At 46.3% G+C, this 20,059-nt stretch carries 13 protein-coding genes; 6 read left to right on the top strand and 7 right to left on the bottom strand.

Annotated elements, in window-relative coordinates; all coding sequences use genetic code 11:
- Window positions 1–328: 328 nt before the first annotated feature.
- Entirely contained in the window at window positions 329–2,968 is a 2,640-nt protein-coding gene (locus tag QT716_RS02235; RefSeq protein WP_317934136.1) for an ICP22 family protein, read from the bottom strand.
- 58 nt (window positions 2,969–3,026) lie between these two features.
- Window positions 3,027–4,283 (bottom strand): hypothetical protein, encoded by a 1,257-nt coding sequence (locus QT716_RS02230; protein WP_317934135.1) that lies wholly within the window; start codon window positions 4,281–4,283, stop codon window positions 3,027–3,029.
- A 304-nt stretch (window positions 4,284–4,587) separates the two neighbouring features.
- Between QT716_RS02230 and QT716_RS02225 the strand changes: the two genes are divergently transcribed.
- Window positions 4,588–6,033 (top strand): trypsin-like peptidase domain-containing protein, encoded by a 1,446-nt coding sequence (locus QT716_RS02225; RefSeq protein ID WP_317934133.1) that lies wholly within the window; start codon window positions 4,588–4,590, stop codon window positions 6,031–6,033.
- Window positions 6,034–6,261: 228 nt separating this feature from the next.
- Here the strand turns inward: QT716_RS02225 and QT716_RS02220 are convergent, their stop codons facing one another.
- From QT716_RS02220 to QT716_RS02210, 3 genes are all read right to left on the bottom strand, one after another.
- Window positions 6,262–6,894 carry a class D sortase gene (locus QT716_RS02220; RefSeq protein WP_317934132.1) on the bottom strand — a complete coding sequence of 211 codons (633 nt, stop codon included), beginning with the start codon at window positions 6,892–6,894 and terminating at the stop codon, window positions 6,262–6,264.
- Window positions 6,895–6,906: 12 nt separating this feature from the next.
- Complete coding sequence (locus tag QT716_RS02215; protein WP_317934130.1) at window positions 6,907–8,043, bottom strand: hypothetical protein; 1,137 nt, start codon at window positions 8,041–8,043, stop codon at window positions 6,907–6,909.
- A gap of 720 nt (window positions 8,044–8,763) precedes the next feature.
- Window positions 8,764–10,182 (bottom strand): GGDEF domain-containing protein, encoded by a 1,419-nt coding sequence (locus QT716_RS02210; protein WP_317934129.1) that lies wholly within the window; start codon window positions 10,180–10,182, stop codon window positions 8,764–8,766.
- Window positions 10,183–10,416: 234 nt separating this feature from the next.
- On the opposite strand from QT716_RS02210, the gene QT716_RS02205 reads away from it, so the two are divergent.
- Both QT716_RS02205 and QT716_RS02200 read left to right on the top strand, forming a co-directional pair.
- On the top strand, window positions 10,417–11,601 hold the full coding sequence (locus QT716_RS02205; RefSeq protein ID WP_317934128.1) for a general stress protein: 1,185 nt from the start codon (window positions 10,417–10,419) through the stop codon (window positions 11,599–11,601).
- 237 nt (window positions 11,602–11,838) lie between these two features.
- Entirely contained in the window at window positions 11,839–12,750 is a 912-nt protein-coding gene (locus tag QT716_RS02200) for a methyl-accepting chemotaxis protein (RefSeq protein ID WP_317934126.1), read from the top strand.
- Between the two features lie 22 nt (window positions 12,751–12,772).
- Here the strand turns inward: QT716_RS02200 and QT716_RS02195 are convergent, their stop codons facing one another.
- The gene (locus QT716_RS02195; protein ID WP_317934124.1) at window positions 12,773–14,593 is read right to left on the bottom strand and encodes a cation:proton antiporter; all 1,821 of its coding nucleotides are present in this window, start codon (window positions 14,591–14,593) and stop codon (window positions 12,773–12,775) included.
- A 301-nt stretch (window positions 14,594–14,894) separates the two neighbouring features.
- Here QT716_RS02195 and QT716_RS02190 point away from each other — a divergent pair, with 301 nt between their 5' ends.
- The 3 genes from QT716_RS02190 to glpK all read left to right on the top strand — a co-directional run bounded on the left by QT716_RS02190 (window position 14,895) and on the right by glpK (window position 18,415).
- Window positions 14,895–15,920 (top strand): YsnF/AvaK domain-containing protein, encoded by a 1,026-nt coding sequence (locus QT716_RS02190; RefSeq protein ID WP_317934122.1) that lies wholly within the window; start codon window positions 14,895–14,897, stop codon window positions 15,918–15,920.
- Between the two features lie 211 nt (window positions 15,921–16,131).
- Window positions 16,132–16,788 carry a general stress protein gene (locus QT716_RS02185; protein ID WP_317934120.1) on the top strand — a complete coding sequence of 219 codons (657 nt, stop codon included), beginning with the start codon at window positions 16,132–16,134 and terminating at the stop codon, window positions 16,786–16,788.
- A gap of 133 nt (window positions 16,789–16,921) precedes the next feature.
- Entirely contained in the window at window positions 16,922–18,415 is a 1,494-nt protein-coding gene (gene glpK / locus QT716_RS02180; protein WP_317934119.1) for a glycerol kinase GlpK, read from the top strand.
- 694 nt (window positions 18,416–19,109) lie between these two features.
- Here glpK and QT716_RS02175 read toward each other — a convergent pair.
- The gene (locus QT716_RS02175; RefSeq protein ID WP_317934118.1) at window positions 19,110–20,009 is read right to left on the bottom strand and encodes a diacylglycerol/lipid kinase family protein; all 900 of its coding nucleotides are present in this window, start codon (window positions 20,007–20,009) and stop codon (window positions 19,110–19,112) included.
- Window positions 20,010–20,059 lie beyond the last annotated feature (50 nt).

Raw genomic sequence — 20,059 nt, 5'->3', positions numbered from 1 at the left:
CTTCATTCCTCCTAATTGGCTTGCTGTTATGGGGCGATTTCAATTCAGAAATCGTTTTACCTGATTGGAAAGAATTGCGAAAAGATGCTGATTATATAGGTGTTAAAATCCTTGTTACGTCAATGTAACATTTCTGTAACATAAATGTAACATAACATTTTTATCCAATCTACTAAAATACTAATATTTGTTAATTTTACTAAGAAAGAACTAGATACTTCATACAAAAGTGCCACCCAGTCCGCGTCCGGATTGGATGGCACCTTGTCAGTGTATGCACCAATGATTCAATTGTTCACTAGATTCTGATCAGGAATCCTGTGAGTTTTCATTGAATGGCCCATCTGCGAAGAAATGCACCTGTTAACAAGGTAAGAAGCCCAATGAGCAACATGCCCGTTGCATCTAATAAGCCACCTGTTTGTGGAAGGCGATCCAACGCATTGTTCGATGAACCGACAGTCGGGGTAATCCAATTTGACCCCATGCCTGATTGGGCAATCGCTGAGTTTCCAGTTAGGCTAGAATCCATGTCGGATGGATCCACTGCAGACGTTCCGTTCCCCATTCCGTCTGACGGATTGGAAGAATCGCTGCCTCCTGGAAGTGTTGCATCATCATTTGAATCGGTGTTGCTGTCGTTATCGTTATCCGTTGTACCGTCTGGAGTTTCTGTTCCGTTATCCGCGCCATCATCACCATTGTCTGGATTGGTCATGTCTTCTTCAGGTGCAATCGGATCTTCTTCAGGAGTTTCGATTTCTTCACCTGGTACGACGGTTTCATCCTCAGGGTCTTCACCAGGAACTTCGGGTTCGCCGTCTGGATCTTCACCAGGAGTGACCGTTTCGTCGTCCGGGTCTTCAGTTCCTTCACCTGGCGTTGTTCCTTCGTCCGGATCTGGTGTCGGCTCTTCTTCAGGTGCTGCCGTAACCACTGGAATGAACGTTTCTTGCGTCAAAAGATCAAGATCTAGTTTTCCAAGCAACGGCAAATCGAGGGTAATGAAGCCGACTCCGGAGTTTTTCGTTGTCCCTTCTTCATCCGTGCTTTCTTTACTCGCAAGCAAGTTGACAGCTGTCTCACCAAGGAGTTTGTCGAGCAGACCCAATTGAAGAACACCACTCGTACGATCTGAAGTGTTTTCCGTTTCGTTGCTATGCTCGTCCAGCACACCAAGATGCAAGCCGCCAAGTCCGAGTAAATCGTTCACAACTGCGTCAATTACGCCTCTGTCTTGTGTGGTGCCGTTTTCAGTTTCAGAAACATGATTGTCCAACACCCCGACATGCGTATCTTCGACTACGTCACCCAAGACGTTATCAATAGTTGCGTCAACTACCCCTCCGTCTTGTGTAACTGAATCTTCAACAGAAGAAACATGGTTGTCCAACACACCAATGTGTGTATTTTCTACAGTCTCACCCAAGACGTTGTCGATTGTTGCATCGACTACTCCGCCATCTTGTGTGACTGAGTCTTCATCAGAAGAAACATGGTTGTCCAACACACCAACGTGTGTATTTTCTACAGCCTCACCTAAGATATTATCGATTGTCGTTTCAACTACTCCGCCATCTTGTGTGACTGAGTTTTCGTCTGCTGAAACATGATTATCCAACACACCAACGTGTGTATTTTCTACAGTCTCACCTAAGATATTATCGATTGTCGCATCAACTACTCCGCCGTCTTGAGTGGCTGAGTTTTCATCAGAAGAAACATGATTGTCCAACACACCAACATGCGTGTTTTCTACCGTGTCTCCTAGGACGTTATCAATAGTTACGTCAACTACTCCGCCATATTGTGTAACTGAATCTTCATTTGATGAAACATGGTTATCCAACACACCAACGTGTGTATTTTCTACCAAGTCACCCAGGACGTTATCAATAGTTGCGTCAACTACTCCGCCATCTTGTGTGACTGAGTCTTCCTCTGATGAAACATGGTTGTCCAACACACCAACGTGCGTGTTTTCTACCGTTTCACCTAAGATATTATCGATTGTCGCATCAACTACTCCGCCGTCTTGAGTGGCTGAGTTTTCAACTGATGAAACATGGTTATCCAACACACCAACGTGTGTATTTTCTACAGTCTCACCTAAGATGTTATCGATTGTTGCGTCAACTACTCCGCCATCTTGTGTGACTGAGTTTTCATCTGCTGCAGTGTGATTATCCAACACGCCGACATGCGCATCTTCCACTGCACCGCCTAGCGCTTCGCCGACAGTCGCATCGACTACACCGCCGTCTTGTGTCACTGAGTTTTCATCAGCGGTAACATGACTGTCTACCACACCGACATGAGTGTCTTCTAGAATTGGAGCGTCTTCAACAGTCGCTTCCACAACTGCCTGGTCCACTTGTGTTGACCCGTTCTCGTCTGTTGTCACTTTGTTTTCTGCAACACCTACATGCGTATCGCCGAGAACTTCAGATTCGTTCAGATCCGCTTGGACCACGCCTTCGTCAACTGTTGTTACGCCGTCTTTTTGACTGACGTTCTTTGAAACGACATCCGCAGTTGTTTCGCCTGCAACGGGTAAGTCTTCTGCTTTCACAGATACGACTGCTGCATTCGATTCGCTGCCGGATTCGTCTTTGCTGGATTTCTTTGTCACAACGTCTGCTTGAACAGATTCCGTTACTGCAGTATCTACGTTCACCGCAGCGACTGATTTTGTTTCCTCTGTTTCCGTTTTGGATTTAGGCGCGACTTCCACTTGAACGTTGTCCGCAATGCCGTTATTTACTTGAACATTGGCGATTGCGTTGTTGTCCGATTCCTCGGATTGCTTCGGCAATTGAACCTTCACATCTCCGACAATCGGCAAATTGTCCAATTGAATATCGAGAATCGTGGACTGTTCTTCCTGATTGCCCGACGTGTCTTCTCCCTCATCCGCAAATACATTCACAGGCACTGTCACAAACAAAGCACCAGCTAAAGTTGTCATTCCAATAGTTTTCATCTAATTCATTTTCATGTTAATCTCTCTCCTTTTTTATCGTTTTTTAACTCACGTATAAAAAAGGAGTGGATTGGGGTGGTTGACCGGGTGGTGCGTGACTCCATTGAAGAACACCAAGAATATCTTCTGCGTACCACTTTTGATGAAGAATCTTCTCTTTCATATGCCAATCGTCCGACAATACCGCACCGATTCCACCTGCACTTGCAGATGTCGCGGGTGCAGAAACACTAACCGATGTTGCGCCTGTAATGAGTTCAACTTTCGGCATCCATGCGCTGTCACTAACTGGTTTCAATGGAACCGCATTGCTTGTTGTCATAGCATTTTCTGATGTCTTTTCTTCAGCTGCTTCCGTCTGGCTCACGAATTCAGGCTGTTTGCTTTCCATCGTGAATTGCTCATCGATTGGTTCAATTCCTTTTATTGCAAATAAATTCACTGATTGCGCTTCGTTTTGAGCTGCCGTTTCCTTAGATGTATGTTCATCAGCTGACGGTTGTTCTGCAGCTTCTGCTTTTGGCTGTGCAACTTCGGGACGCTTCTCTTCTGTCGGCACCGTTACCGCTGGGGTTTCCGGTTTCGTTGGTTTTGAAGGTTCCGCTGTTTCAGGTTTTGCAGAAGGCGCCTTTTCCGTTTCAGAAGGAGTCGGTTTTTCTGCTGGTTTTTCCGTAACAACCGGCTGCTCTTTCACAGGTTGTTCTGCCGGCTTTTCTTCCGCTGCTGGCTGTTTTTCTTTGACGGGCTCTTTCTTGAGTGGTTTCGAAACCGTCTCCGTTACAGTCCCAACGGTTTTATCCACCGTCTTCTTCGTTTCTTCCGTTACCTTATTGACCGTTTCTGTCGTCTTGTCCACGACCGGTGTCACAACAGGAACTTTCGGAAGAGGCTTCGTCACTTTCACCGTTTCGTTTACAGCGGTTTCAACAGTTTTTGTCGTTTGTTCAACGACTGGAGCCGTTTTCTCAACCGTCTCTCCGACAAAGTTCGTCGTGTTTTCTACGATTTTTTTCACTGGTTTCTTTTCTTTTGGATCCGTAACTGTTTTGACTGTCTCCGTAGTGAGATTGACTGTTCGTTCTACTGTATCTACAGTGAACGACACGGTTTCTTCCACGAGATCCCCTGTAGATTTCACTGTTTTGTCAACGGTGTCTTTTACTTGGTGAAGCAATCCGCGAACGAGACCTTTATGTTGTTTCTGTTCAGCTTGTTCATTCGGATTTTCTTCAGCATAAACTGCAGCCGGAACTGCAAATAACAGAATACTAGTACATACTGCCCCTATGAACCTACGCACGTAGTCACCTCCTCTCGCATTAGGTAAAGGATTACCAGATATGACAATCCTAGTACTGTCGCCTCTACCCTTCAGTATATTGCTAAACATTCCATTTTCATTAAATATTCATGACAGTGCGTACCTACGCCATGTATGTCGAATAAAAGAATTTATGCCTATTTCCATAAAACAAAGTTTCGTATTTTCCCAAACTATTGTCGCACTGCCAAGATCAGTAGAATTCAAATTATATGGTTCTAAAAAACCAAAACTATGATACTATGAATTTAACAATATTTTCATATTCAAGGAGGCTGGTTGGATGTATTGTCAACATTGCGGAACGCAAAACGAGGAAGATGCAAAGTTCTGCGCCAACTGCGGCAAACCGGTGAAAGTAAAGAAACGAATAGGCTGGATGATGCCTGTTGCCGTTAGCTCACTTATCGTATTGCTTCTGTCTGTAGCGGGTATCGGGTATTTCGTCGAATGGGATTACGGAAGGCTCTTGCATTTATCCGACAAAGAACCTGTAAAGCCGATTGAAACTGCAGCTGGCGAAAAAGAGCAGCCCATTCAGCCAGTTGTCATTCCACCCAGCCAACCGAAACAGCAAAAAGTCAGCTCAGAAAAACTGACTAAGGAAAAGACTGAAGTGATTAAAGAGTCGCTGCCGCGTGTATTCACTATTTTCACGGGCGAGTCTCAAGGCTCCGGTTTCTTGTACAAAAAAGGTGGATACGTCGTCACAAATGCGCACGTTGTTGCAGGATATACTGACGTGGTGCTGCGCAACTCCGATGGAAAAGACTTTGCTGGAAAAGTGATCGGAATTTCAGATCGCTACGATGTGGCACTGATACAATCGGATGCATTCAGCCAACTGCAGCCACTTGCGATGGAGAGTGCCGAAACATCGATTGGCACGGAAGTCATCGCAATCGGAAGTCCACAAGGATTTGAAAACTCAGCTTCAATCGGCTATTTAACCGGGTTAAATCGCGACATGGAAATGAACTTCGTCTACGAAAAGATCTACCAGATCGATGCACAAATTGACCAAGGCAGCAGCGGCGGTCCGCTGCTGGATGCGAAAACCGGAAGAGTCATCGGCATCAATTCTCTTCTATATAAGGAAAATAACTTTTTCGGATTCTCCATTCCGATGCATAGCGTAATCGGTCTTGTGGACCAATGGGCAGCGTCTCCTATGAGTTCAAACGCCGTTGCTTCGCTGTTTGGTGTGTATGAAAACTACGCAGGATATGATTATGAAGGTGATATCGCGTATGACGATGAATATTCTGATTTTTACGAGGGTGAAGAAGAGTCTTATGAGCAAGATGAATACGAGGACGATTATGATTATGAATTTGACCATGAAGGCGATGCCTATCCAGTTGATGGCCAATTCAATGAACAAAGTCTGACGGCGTTCATGACGATGTTCCGCCAAGAATACGAAGCGTCGCTGCAAGCAGGCGAATCGGTGTTCATCATGGATTACTTGAAACCGGATGCACCAATCGCAGCTGAATTCCAGAAGTTCATCCAGGAAGTGGCTGCAGACGGCCGTCATTATGAGTTTTACTCGGATACCATATCACGAATCGCGATTTACGAAGGTCAGGCACTCGTCACGATGGATCTGTCGTATTCGATTACGGATGTGCAAAGTGAGCAGAACTTCATTGAAAAGAGCAAGACGTACACTGTGATTATTGATGAAGGCATCTATTATCAGATCAGCAACGTTGTGGATAATTGAGTGAATAGCAAAAAGATATGCCCGGGTTGTGGATGGCCTGGGCATATCTTTTTTTAATTTTCAGGTAATATGTAATTGATTAACGTTTCATTTGGACGGTTGCCTAAAAGTATATGTCATGAAACTGATAGAATAGTGCGCGCAAATTAGGCTTCTGCTCGTTTCAGGGTAGGTTGGGGTGGTAATAGTGTTTAGCACAAACACTCCAAAGTCCATTTGTGGATAAGGTTATTTATCCACACGTTTCGCCATGACGATGAGACGATGTTTTGTGCTGTTTTGTGGATAACACGTAACGAGTGATAATTTCGCGATCCCGTTTTCCGATGCAATGGCTTCGACTTCTTCCGGATTCACGACTTGCACGTCGTACACTTCGTAAGTTTGGGTTTCCGCAATCGTCTCGAAACTGAACTGACTTCCTGTTTCAAGTTCGTCAATCCGATTGAAAAACTGACCGAAAACGTGCGACTGATGCCCCGCGATTGCGTAACTTCCGTCTTCGATTCCCGGCTCGTCCATACCTGGGATGGCTCCGAATCCGCTATCCAATATTTCTGGAGTTGCTCCATATGTAACGGGTGCATTAATGTCGACTTGGGGGATGGATAAGACGCCGACCAAGTCTCCGATTTCTTTTTCCGGAATCTCGAGAGCATCACTCTTTTTTGTAGTGCTCATATTGGCTCCACTCACCGAAGTTTCGGCTTGCACTTCTTCTGTCGCTTTCAAGCTCGCGAACGCTTCCAATTGCTGCTCCCGCACGCCTTCCGTTTTCTTCGATCCGAAGAATTGCCACGCAAGCAAACAAATCCCCGCCAGCACTAATAGATTTCCCGTCCAACGGATTAGCCGTTTCATGACTGCACCCCCTTAGTCAAATTTGCGTTTCCGTGACGCTGTAATTTTTAACACAGCTCCCACTAAAATCATCAAACTACTCAGCAAGATCACTCGCGTTTGATCCATCACGCCACCTGTTTGCGGCAAGCGCCCTGAACCCGCCCCTTGATTTGATTGACTTCCTGATTGTTGGTTCACAGTTGGCCTCGAATTAGTATTGTTTGTGCCTGAGCCGATATTCGATCCATAGGAAGGATTGGAGCCGGTTAAGTTATTCACTCCAGAAGAATTGTTCGTGCCTGAAGAATTGTTTACGCCTGATGAATTGTTATTTGTTCCATTTGTGTTGGATGAATTTCCATTCCCCGATAAGTTGCTGTTCGACCCTTGATTCGTCGAATTGCCACTCGGGGCAATGGTTTCAATTTCAATATCCGTTTGGATAATCGGACTAGTTTCAACGCTTGCTGTGGAAACTTCCCCTTTAGCTGGTTCTATTGCAGGGATTTCTGGAGCTGGTTCTTCAGCGATAGGCTGTTCTAATTCCGTGGGTTCTTCTACGTCATCAGACTCTAGTTCATCGGATTTTCCATCGACTTCAACGCTGTCTTTTTCTACTACGCTCGACTCTCCAACAACTGTTTCCACTTGCTCCTCGATATCTTCGCTTTCTTGAACTGTATCTTCTTCTACTGGGTTATGTGGTTTTTCATCAGCAGAAGTTTCTGCCTCTATACAAATTTTTTCTTCAGCAGCTTCTACTTGCGGTTCAGTCAGACTTTCTTCTTCTGTAGCCGCGTCTTCTTCACTTTTTGACTCTGCTTCTTCCTCAGAAACCAGTTCGCCATCTTGAGAAGAATCCTCTATTTCAATTTCATCTTCCAAATCAATCTCTGAACACACAGCTTCAAGTTCATCATTATGTACAACTTCATCTTTGTCGGATACATTCTGTTCTTCGGGATCGCAGTCAACCTCTTCAGTTTCGGAAGGTTTAACTTCATTCTCTACACTTTCCATTCCATCCAATTCCTCAATGGAAATCGAAGGATCAAGCGCTTCGCACTCCATCGTTACTTCTAAGTTCTCATCATCTTCCGCAAATACCGGGGCCGCCATAGAAAACACTAATCCTCCAGCAGCAAAAATCGACATCACACGTTTCACCCATCCTCAGCCCCTCTCAAAAATCCCATTACAGAAACATTCCCTGAAACGCCCGTCCCTAACCTACCTTTCTCACATTCTCCTACTAATTTCACAGTTGAATTGTTCACTTTTTCCGATTAACTCTCCATATTGCCGATTCTTCACTCTAAATTGCCGATACCCGCCGCCATATTACCGATTCCTTATGCCTCACCACTCACCCATCACTCAACGCGCGCAGCGCTACCAATTAATCCCTTAACGACTTTGAATTGTACATGCTGGCATAGGCTATCGGGCGGGTCGTCTGCCAAAACGGGCGGGTTTCAAGTGAAATCGGGCGAGTAGCTGGGCAAAGCGGGCGGGTGCCAACGATAATCGGGCGGGTCGCCAGCTAAAACGGGCGGGCGCACAAAGAATCGGGCGAGTTCCCCAATTCCTTCCCGCTCGTCCATCCCTCAACGCGCGAAGCGCTACCAATTAATCCCTTAATGCTCTTGAATTGTATCTCGTTATCGACAAACTTCCCGTTGTGTCGGACAAATCATACACAGTGAAAGACAACCCCCCCTCACTGATCTAGAACTCCTCCCCAATGTCGGACATTCCCTCTCGTCTGTCCGACAACCTAATCCTCAACAAAAATCTCCCCCTCCGCCAGCATCAGCCTGGCAAAGAGAGAGAGAGCTTCCTCCTCCTATAGCATTAAAATAAATAGTCACTCATAATCCGCTCCACTTAAACGGGTTCTGCTAACCTGCAGCACACTTGACTCTTTCCACTATTTTTCGCCTGATACAGCGCACTGTCCGCATGCCGATAGAGCGTCGCATATTCGGTAATGTCTCCGTATCGGCTTTCCGCTACTCCTACACTGAGTGAAACGGGTACTCGTTTTCCCTCCTGTTCGATGATCAAATTAGTCACCGCGTCTAACATATCATGCGCTTTTCTGCAGGCATCTCCTATAGAAATCCCTCTCAAAATCGCGACGAATTCATCGCCGCCGATCCTTCCCGTCTTATCTGTGCAGCGAAGCAAGTCATTGCACGTTTGTGCCACGCACTGAATGACGTAGTCGCCGAATGGATGACCAAATTCATCGTTTATCAATTTTAAATTATCGATATCAAACGCGATACAAACAACATTTTCTTTGACCCTGTCCGCTTGAAGCAGCCACTCATTGGCGGTTAGTTCCAGCGCTCTTCGGTTTGACACGTTCGTCAAAAAGTCAGTGTTCGCCACCCGTTCTAGTTCTTGCAGCTTCATCTTCATTTCCAATTCAAGCGCTGCATTCGCTGTCTCTTGTTGATGGAGCTGTTGAAGCAGCTGAATTTGTTGTTGTTGGACTTCGAACCCTTCTTTATACATTTCCAGTTGTTGATACAATTCGATTTGTTCTTCATGGATTTCTTTTTGATACTTATAATTATTTGTTTTTAGCGCACTCTCCTTCGCGCATTTCAAACTTTCAAGCGCGGCCTCCAAGTCGTTTTGCAAAACGTGCAGCCTTGCAGCTAATCGATAGCATTTCATCTTTTCGTTCTCTTGTACTTGAATGACAGGGTCTTTCATTACCATATGTAATATCAGATCCGCATCTTCCAACTTGCCTATACTTAAACAAGCATTCGCTATTGCCAAAATTGCTTTCAAGACTAACGATGGACAATACGGATCATGAAGTGCAGCGATACGAGCTGCTTTTTTTCCAGCACGCAACGCTTCATCATAGTCATTCATGCGGCTTAAAACTCCACTAAGTGCGCTGCAATTTTCACTTACTAGCTGATCTTTTCCTAAGCGGTCCGCTAGGGAAATACTCTTTTCAAGAACTGTTTTAGCCATATCATAGTTTTCAGTGTAGTCATACAGCAAATGGAAAACATGATAGGACTTCATGTAGTCTTCAGCATCGCCAACCTGTTCGCATAAATCCGCGTGCAGTTCCATGTAGTGAAATGCGTCTTTACAATCACCGATTGCATAAAATCCAAGTGCATAATTTGCATAGGCGTCCATTTCCAGCTTTTGATTGTTGGTTTGTTTCGCAATGCGCAGCAATTGATAACTGGTTTCTATCATTTCTTTATAAGACCCATTCATCCGGTTAAGCCGCATTCTCTCTTGCAATTGTGTAATTTGTTCATTCATAAGCCTATGCCCCTAAACTGTTCTATTTATATATAGAACTATACCCAAAGAACTACATTATCAAACCTTTTTCCGCAACTATAGACTCACTCCTATCATGATTATTTATTACACTCCTATTACATTTTCGTGTGAATCGGGTGGATAGGTTTTCAGATTCGTTGCGTCGGGTAATTAGTGGGTAACGACGTGTTAACGATAGTGAGAAACCAATCCCATAGGAGGCGTTTTATAATGGAAAGCGGAAAACGATTTATCGGAATGTTTCATACAGAGCAGGAACTTATGGCGAAAGTGCAGGAATTGAAAATGGAAGGCTATACGGATCATCAAATTTTCGTCATTGCGAAAAGTGAGGACGATGTGAAGATGCTGCAGAGCCGGACGGATGCTGAGATTCAGACGACGCATGAGTCGTGGCTCGATAAGTTCATGGACTTCATGACGGGCGAAGATCGTGTCCGTAGTATGATGGATGATCTCGGATTCAGTGAAGACGAGAAAGCCGGGTTTTATCAGGATGTGAATAATGGCAGTTTGCTGTTGTATGTCGACGAAGGTAACGACATTAATGGCCAGACTCAAGAAGTCGGCCGTCAGTTCGGCATGGAAGAACCTGCTGGAGACCCGAATTTAGGTGCGAATACGTGGGTTGCGCCACCTGGTGACGGAGTGACGCGGACTCCGGAAGAGCCTGCATTTGGCGAACCTGTAACGGGCTACACAAACACTTCCGACGACCTTGGGTATAAAGAACAACCGGTGAGCCGCAGTGCTGTTCACAACGACGAATTATACGACACACCTGTTCAAGACAAATCGATGGGCAATGGCGAATTGCACACTGATTCATCACACACAGATGCTGTTTACAGCGAACCGATTGGAGATGACGTCATTTCTGGCAATGAAATCACCGATTTACCTGCAGGTATGGATCCAATGCATGGTACACCAGTAGAGGAACAGCCGTTGCAGCCCGAACCGCCTGTCAAAAATCCGTTGCATGATAAACCATTGCACGCTGAACCACCTGTCACTGACCCATTGCATGATGCACCGATTCACGAAGAGCCCGTTATCAATGAACCCCTGCACGATGAACCTGTTCGGAAAGAACCAGGACGCCGAAGTGACAGACATACACGGGTAGAAGAGCGCTCGGAGTTCAGCGTAGCGGCGGATGACTCCATCACCAATGGATTGGAGACGACTGACATGGGCGGTGAACTAGGCCGTGATCCTGAAGAAGAACGCAGACGTCAAGAATTCCAAGATGCCATCAATGATCATCCAGGCAGAGCGGAAGGCGAACCGCAAACTGATTCAAACCTTCCTCAAAAAAGCCGCGTTACGGAAGATTCGTTAGAAGACGATCAGTTGGACAAACGTCGCAGTAATCGCGGATTCACTCTATAAAATAGAAGGACAGACAGAGGCTGATTGACTCTGTCTCTGTTTTTCATTGAAATATATCCAAGTGTTTTCATATAACTAAATCATAAGCCCTCTTTAAACCCTAACAAATTCCAATCCTCTACACCTTTTTGGAAATTAATTAAAAAAACCTTAAAAATAAGTAATATCACTAGTACAAATTATCCACGCGCTGTATACTAAATGAAATACATATATGAATTTGTAGGAGGAAATGCATTGACCGTTAACACACCTTTGATTGTTTCTGATGAATTAGTCGTGAGTGCCTTAGAAGACAACCTTGCCATTATCCGTTTCGACCTTAATCGTCGCGTTGCTTATGTCAATGAAAACTTTGCGTCTGCTGTTGGCTATCGTGTGGATGAAATGATTGGGATGCAGCACGAAAAGCTGTGTTCCCCTGAATTTGTCACAAGTCTTGCTTATCGGACAATGTGGAGAGATTTTGAAAAAGGTGTCGCTTCTTCAGGAAAAATTCAGCGCAGAGCAAAAAACGGTGACCTGATTTGGCTGGAAGCTACGTATATGCCAGTCTTCAGTAAAGACAAACGTACTGTTCTCGGCATTACTAAAGTCGCCACGGACATTACAAAACGACAGGACACAGCAGTGAGCGTAGTAGAAGAACTGAATCAGATGGCACAAGCGCTTACTGAGCAGGCGGATGCGGGTCGCACACGCAATCAGGAATTGCTGGAACGAATCGCCGAAATCGCTGAAGTTTCCAATGACAACACGACGAATTTAGCAGCGCTTCAAACGCATTCTGAGAACATTAAAGGGATAGTCCAAACGATTCGTGCCATCGCTTCCCAGACCAATTTACTTGCGTTGAATGCGGCGATTGAAGCGGCACGAGCTGGTGAACACGGTCGCGGTTTTGACGTCGTTGCCAAAGAAGTTCGCAAGCTGTCATCGAATGTAGAAGCCTCTATCGTCGAAGTTCGTGATGGGATTGAAGCGATTACGTCAGAAGTAAATCGTATCTCTTCAGGGACAGAACGGGCGCAGCGGGCCATTGAACAATGTAAACAAGAAGTGGAAGTGGCAATGGACGCGTTTTTGAATCTCGCTTCCTCAGCTGCAGAACTTGAAAGTCAATCCAATGAAGTCATTTCGATTGTATAACGAAAAGAAGGAGCTCTCCCGCTTATGCGGAAGGCTCCTTCTTTTCTTGTTTCGGACGTAATACGGCTAACGTGTCGCCTTTTTCCAGATTGAATCGTTTTGTTAGCGTTATGAAAGAAATGGTCTCATTTTCTTTTTTAATGAATAACGGTGTCACGTTTTCCGGTAACGTTTCGATCCATTTGTCTGCCGTCTCCTCTTCTCCGATCGGGATTGTCCCTAACTCGAAGGTTGTGTTGACTTTGCGGTTCAATTCTCCAAACGTTGCATCCTCAGCAAAGAGCAAGTGTGCTTTCAATGAAATCGGCAGCTCGGAATCATTCATCTGATGATTTCCGGAAACTGGCAGTGAAAACGTATTGTTGAAACCGAATTCCGGTGCGAAAGACTGTGAAATCAGTGCGTTATATGATGCATCTCCTGTCATGGAAAGTATCGTACTGTACGGAGTCAAATCGACCGCGAATCGCGCTTGTTCCGACAAAATCTGTCCTTCGAACGTTTCCACCCCTTTTGAAGCGGCTAAGCTCAAGCGTCCTCTTGACGGATCCATTACTAATGCAGGAATGCCCAGTTCTTTCAATTGCGCTCCAAGTGACGCGGTGAAGTTGCTTGCTCCAATTATGAGCACTCCAGGAGGATCGTTACTCGCGAGGTGCAGCTTTTTCGCAAGCGGCCCAATCGTGAATCCGTGCGCACAAACCGTGATGATGACGAGTGCGAACGTCAGCGCAGTGAGAAGGTTCGCTTCTTCATAGCCGTCATTCACAAGAATGCTTGCGAAGTAACCGGCTACGGTGAGCGCCACAATTCCGCGCGGTGCAATCCAGCCGATTAGAATTTTTTCATTCCGGTCGAGCTCTGTTCCTATAGTTGAAATCCAGATGGAAAGCGGACGAACAACGAATAGTGTCACGAGCACGAATGCCAAGATCGGCAGTGTAAACATTTGTGCAATGGTCTCTCTAGGCAGTGATGCCGTTAAGAGAATGAATACCGTGGACGTCAGCATGACCGAGACGTTCTCGACGAAATGCCCCAGGTTTCCGATGGAAGATACATATTGTTTAGAACGTCCAATCGTCAGACCCATGACCGTCACTGCGAGCATCCCCGTTTCGTGCATGATGACTTCAGCTAGCATGAAACAAATGAGCACGAGTGCTAGGACGATTGGTGATTTCAAGTACTCCGGGAACTGCCCTTTTGACGCCATTACTGTAATAAGTAATCCACTGGCTAGTCCCAACAACATCGCTAGGAATGCCCCTCCAAAGAAGCTTAGTAAGTTCGCCATCGTCAAATTGTCATTGCTCAATACTTTAATCACTTCGTAAGCAAATAGCGCAAGAAGCGGTCCAGCGGGATCAACGATAATGCCTTCCCATTTCAGTACAGCAGCGGTTCGTGACTTCAGTTTGGCGCTTCGGAGTAAAGGAATGATGACAGTCGGACCTGTTACAACAAATAATCCTCCGATAATGAAGGCAATCTCCCATTGGAGTCCTGCAAAATAGTGAGCTGCGATGGATCCGAGAATCCATGCGAGAAATGCACCTATCGTGACGATTCGTGTCACAGACTTCGATATTCCTTTAATCTCCCGAATGTCGAGATTTGAACTGCCTTCAAATAAGATGACAGCGACTGCGAGAGAAATCATAGGCCCATATAAGTCACCAAGTGCGGCTTCGGGGTTTATCAAACCTAAAACAGGCCCGATAATCAGTCCGGCAATCGACATGATAACAATCGATGGCCACTGAATCCGCCATGCGAGCCATTGGGAAAAGATTCCTAGCGCGAGTACGGCGACTACGCTGATCAGTGCTAATTCTTCCATTTCGCCACTCCCCACCAGATACAATAATCGTATTTTCTGTTAGAGACCAGTGTACCAAAACATGGGGGTTCTGCCTACTCTGAATACTGAGTCGCTAGACCAATTCCCTTTTCCTATTCACTATCCATTCTCAAATTCACTAGTATATCTTCATTTGCCGATTTAACAGAAAGATTACAGGTTCATGTCGTTTTAACGCATCCTCTTGAAATATGTTTCTCCCTTCTGTGCCCGGGGTATCTTCTATCTAACACCACAAAATAATACACTAGAATACAAAATTCGAGGAGGAACTTTGATTATGAATAATGACAAACGATTTGTAGGCACGTTCCAGACAGAAACAGAATTGGTAGCAAAAGTACAGGAATTGAAAACGAGCGGTATTTCAGACAATAACATCTATGTCATCGCAAAAGACGACCACGACCTGCATATGCTGCGCAGCCGGACTGACGCTGAAGTGAAGACGACGGAAGGTTCTTGGATGGACAAGTTCATGAACTTCCTATCTGGAGAAAACCATGTGGATCACTTGATGGACGGAACAGGAATGAGCGAAGCAGAAAAAGACCGCTATACACGTGAAGTCAACGATGGAGCTATGCTGCTTTATGTAGATGAAGGCGAAGCGGATACGTATGCAAATGATAATAACCTTCGTTATTCTGCGGCTGACTCTTCTAACGACGCTAACCTCGCGACGGACGGTTATGCTGCACCTTTCGGAATGGCTGGCGGACTTGAAGCGGATCGCACTAAAGGTGCACTGCATGATGAAGTCGACCCTACTGCTACTGACCGTGTGAAGCATGCGGATACAGCTCCATTGCGCAACGAAAGCGGACTGAACCGCAGCATCGAAGAGGTTCCTGAAACGATGAAAGTACATGAAGAACGCCTGAAAGTAGACAAACAGCAAGTTCAAAAAGGTGAAGTGACTGTAGATAAGAATGTAGTCGAAGACCGTAAAACAGTGGACATTCCTGTTGAGCATGAAGAGATTACAATTGAACGCCGGCCTGTCAGCGAAGAGACTGCTTACACGGATTCCGGGTTAACCGGTGAAGACAATCTCGGCGCATCGAACACATTTGACGAGGAAACCATCCGAGTGCCCGTCACCGAAGAGAAAATCGAAGTGACGAAGAAGCCGGTTGTCACTGAAGAAATCGTCATTAACAAAAAGCGCGTGACTGATACGGAACACGTAGATGAAACTGTAAAACGTGAAGAAGTTGACGTAACACGTGAAGGCGAAACAAATGATGTGAATTTCAAAGGCAATCTTACGGATACCGATCGGAATCGTACGGATAAATTCTAAAATGAACTCTAAGCCCCTTGCTTCCTGGCAAGGGGCTTTTCGGTCTTCGGGAACCGTTATGAGGCCAAACCGAAGAAACTGCTTACTGAATTGACAGCAGTTTGGGTGTTGGATTTTGAAAAGGTTTCCATACATAACCCCCGGGGTATCTAATGATTAATGAGTTTTTGCTGCATGGCAAATAGCGTAGGACATTCGAGGAGGAATTATTATGAGTTCAGACAAACGTTTTGTTGGAGTGTTTCATACAGAGCAAGAAGTAGTTTCTAAGATTCAAGAACTGACCGCTTCAGGAGTTTCAGATGAATACATCTATGTGGTTGCTAAAGATAACGATGAATTGCACACGGTGAAAGACCAAACGGATGCGGAAGTACAGCCGGCAGCCGGCAAATGGACGGACAAATTCATGAATTTCTTAGCCGGTGAAAACCAGATTGATAACTTGTTGAAAGATACAGGTCTCAGTGAAGCGCAAAAAGGTGAAGTCCACGTCGATATCCAAAACGGCGGCATGATGGTCTATGTCGATGAAGGAGAAGTCGGCGAGACACGGAACGAAAATAATACAAATTATGCTGAAAGTGATGAAGCGAACATTGCCAATCTGGAATCGGAAGCACCGATAGAATCGGATGATCAGACGGCAGAGCTAGTGGATGGGCATGAAAGAGGTACGTTGACACACGGACACCATACAGATTCTGAATTCAAAGAGCCTGGTGCACGTATTTACGAAGAAGAGCCTGCCTCTTTAGATGACGTCGAAGAAATCCAAACGGAGAATGCGCAGCACGCCGCTAAAGAGGATGTAATCGAAGACCCCGACGAGTATACGGAGCCGAAGTATCGCACCGATAAGTTTTAAAGTGAATTCACATGGTCCATTGCTTGCTTCTCAGGCAATGGGCTATTTTTGAATAGAAGGATATCACTCGTACTATGATAAACTGAAGAAAACGCTTCCTGAATTGGAAGCAGTTATGCTGGGAGGAAGTTGCATGAAAGAGACGTACATGCTTGCACTTGACCAAGGCACGACCAGTTCACGCGCAATTTTGTTCAACAAACAAGGAGAGGCAGTCTTTACTTCGCAACAAGAATTTAAGCAGTACTTTCCGCAAGCCGGCTGGGTGGAACACAATGCAGTTGAAATCTGGAGTTCGATTTTGTCTGTCATTGCCGGTGTTTTATCCGAAAAGAATCTGTCTCCCGACCAAATTGCTGGAATCGGCATTACCAATCAGCGGGAAACGACCGTCGTGTGGGATAAAACCACGGGCAATCCGATCTACAATGCCATCGTCTGGCAATCCCGCCAAACGGCTGAGATTTGCGAGGAGTTGAAGGAAGCAGGCCATTCGGACTTGATACGCAAGAAAACCGGTTTGCTCATTGACCCTTACTTTTCAGGGACGAAAGTGAAATGGATTCTTGACCATGTAGAGGGCGCGCGTGAAAAAGCGGAACGCGGCGAGCTGTTATTCGGCACGATCGATACGTGGTTAGTGTGGAAACTATCAGGCGGTGTAGCGCATATTACGGATTATTCCAACGCTTCGCGCACGATGATGTACAACATCCACGACTTACAATGGGACGAAGAACTGCTCGAGCTGCTGGACGTCCCCGCTGCGATGCTGCCTGACGTACGTCCATCATCGGAAGTGTATGCCCATACGGAAGAGAGCAAGTTTTTCGGTCGTGCAGTACCGATTGCGGGAATCGCGGGAGATCAGCAAGCGGCGTTGTTCGGGCAAGCATGCTTTGAAAAAGGCATGGTGAAAAACACGTACGGAACGGGCTGTTTCATGCTGATGAATACCGGTGAAGAAGCGGTTCAATCTGACAACGGCTTGCTGACGACGATTGCATGGGGGCTTGACGGCAAAGTGGAATACGCGCTGGAAGGCAGTATTTTCGTCGCAGGTTCCGCCATCCAATGGCTGCGCGACGGATTACGGATGGTTCGCAGTTCTGAGCAAAGCGAAGCGTATGCGGAACGCGTCACTTCTTCAGACGGTGTCTACGTTGTTCCTGCGTTTGTCGGTCTCGGAACGCCTCACTGGGACAGCGATGTCCGCGGTGCCGTTTTCGGATTAACGCGCGGCACGACGAAAGAGCATTTCATCCGCGCGACACTCGAGTCACTCGCCTATCAGACGAAGGATGTGCTGGATGCGATGGAAGCGGATTCCGGCATTTCCTTGAAATCACTGCGCGTTGACGGCGGCGCAGTTGCAAATAATTTCCTGATGCAATTCCAATCCGACTTGCTCGGCGTACCCGTGGAGCGTCCGTCAATCAATGAAACGACCGCCCTCGGTGCCGCTTACTTAGCTGGCTTAGCCGTTGGATTCTGGGATGATTGCTCCGAGATCTCCGACCGCTGGAAACTGGATCAAGAGTTTGAACCTGCAATGGACGAAGAAGAACGCGACGCATTGTATGTTGGCTGGCAGAAAGCGGTAAAGGCGGCTCAAGCGTTTAAGTGATTGCGATAAGGTGCGCACCGACTGACGTCGGTGCGTTTTTTGTTTGCGGGAAGTTCCGGGGAAAGCTCGGGTGTGGGGTGGAGAATCGGGCGGGTTGCGGAGTGAATCGGGCGGGTCGTAGAATGAAGCGGGACAGTTGTGATTCAAAACGGGCTGGTTGGCTGTCTAACTGGGCGAGTTGCGGAGTTTAACGGGCGAGTTCCCGTTTTTATCGGGCGGGTTGGCTTCCCCACTAGCCCCGAGCATCTCTTCAACGCGCGCAGCGCTACCAATTAATCCCTAAACGCTCTTGAATTGTGTCTCGTTATCGAGAAACTTTGACTTGTGATGAAGAACCAGCGGAGAGTGATGGAGAAATCGTCGCGAGTGATCAACAACCCCCGCCCACTCATCGACAACACGCCCCAACTGTCCTACAACGAAAAACTTCTTCTCCACTAGCCCTAGGCTGCACTTAACGCGCGAAGCGCTGCCAATTAATCCCTTAACGCTATTGAATTGTGCACCTTTTCCGATTAACTCTCCCATCTTGCCGATTCTTCACTCCAAAGTGTCTATACACACGTCGATAGTGCCGATTTCACTCTCCATATTGCCGATACCGGCCCCCATTTTGCCGATTCCTTATGTCACCCCACTCGCCCATCCTTCAACACAAAAAAAACGCTCCGTCGCAATGACGAAGCGCCCTACTTTAATCCATCGTCCGAGGCACGAGCATATTCAAATGCCCCCGCAACACTTCAATATGTCCCGAATGGCGCACGTAGATTTCGCCGTCCATATCCACCTGCCGCTGATCCGGCGCATTAATCCAAAACTCATTCGCTTGCACATATTCCAACATGTCCAGCTGCTCATTCACCGTTTTCGGCTTTCGCAGCGCGAGCAACTCGCGCAGCGTTGCTAAGTTCGAATTCTTCACAACGAGTAAATCGAGCAACCCGTCGGTCGGACTGATGCCGTTAATCGGAATCGGGGTCGTCGCAAGCGAGCTGCCATTTAACACAAAAATCGCAACCGCTTCGCCCGTTAACTCCTGCCCGTTTGCAGAGATTTGATAAGAAAAACTTTCCGCTTCCCGAACCGTTCTGATTGTACTCGCCATATAACTGAGCGGACCAAAACTTTTCTTCTGTCCTTCATCGACATTCTCAGACGTCTGCGCCACCAACCCGATTCCCCAGAAATTGATGAAATGCTGATTGCCTTCTTTACCAACATCGACCGCCATAACTTTACCATTCACGAGTTCATCCACAGCTTGCTTCAAATTTTGCGAAATGCCGAGTGTGCGAGTGAAATCATTGGATGTCCCGCCAGGTAAGATGGCAATCAATGGACGTTCGTCTAGCCTGGAAACGACGTCAATACACTGATGCACGGTTCCATCTCCGCCCATTATTACAACAAGTTCAAAGCCACTCACATTCTCGCAAATTTCGCGTGTTTCATCTTCACTATCTGGTCTTAAAATTATCAGCTCTTTTACCGCTTTACCAAGGGCTGGCACAATTGCTGCAAGTTTCGCTTCCACATCGTCATCTCCAGCCTGATCGTTGTAAATGAGCAGCCCTTTTTTGAACGTGAGCATCCGGATTCCTCCTTCGGGATTATTCATTTACCTGTACTATTCCCGAAGTT

Origin of the sequence: Sporosarcina aquimarina (genome assembly GCF_033253705.1) — a bacterium.
Classification (GTDB): Bacteria; Bacillota; Bacilli; order Bacillales_A; family Planococcaceae; genus Sporosarcina; species Sporosarcina aquimarina.
Note: the sequence above shows the minus strand (reverse complement) of the source record. Positions and strands in the feature narration are given on the sequence as shown.

Coding starts and splice junctions, on each gene's coding strand:
- QT716_RS02235 (WP_317934136.1), bottom strand. CDS start 2,968: ATGACAACTTTAGCTGGTGCTTTGTTTGTGACAGTGCCTGTGAATGTA.
- QT716_RS02225 (WP_317934133.1), top strand. CDS start 4,588: ATGTATTGTCAACATTGCGGAACGCAAAACGAGGAAGATGCAAAGTTC.
- QT716_RS02220 (WP_317934132.1), bottom strand. CDS start 6,894: ATGAAACGGCTAATCCGTTGGACGGGAAATCTATTAGTGCTGGCGGGG.
- QT716_RS02210 (WP_317934129.1), bottom strand. CDS start 10,182: ATGAATGAACAAATTACACAATTGCAAGAGAGAATGCGGCTTAACCGG.
- QT716_RS02205 (WP_317934128.1), top strand. CDS start 10,417: ATGGAAAGCGGAAAACGATTTATCGGAATGTTTCATACAGAGCAGGAA.
- QT716_RS02195 (WP_317934124.1), bottom strand. CDS start 14,593: ATGGAAGAATTAGCACTGATCAGCGTAGTCGCCGTACTCGCGCTAGGA.
- QT716_RS02190 (WP_317934122.1), top strand. CDS start 14,895: ATGAATAATGACAAACGATTTGTAGGCACGTTCCAGACAGAAACAGAA.
- QT716_RS02185 (WP_317934120.1), top strand. CDS start 16,132: ATGAGTTCAGACAAACGTTTTGTTGGAGTGTTTCATACAGAGCAAGAA.
- glpK (WP_317934119.1), top strand. CDS start 16,922: ATGAAAGAGACGTACATGCTTGCACTTGACCAAGGCACGACCAGTTCA.
- QT716_RS02175 (WP_317934118.1), bottom strand. CDS start 20,009: ATGCTCACGTTCAAAAAAGGGCTGCTCATTTACAACGATCAGGCTGGA.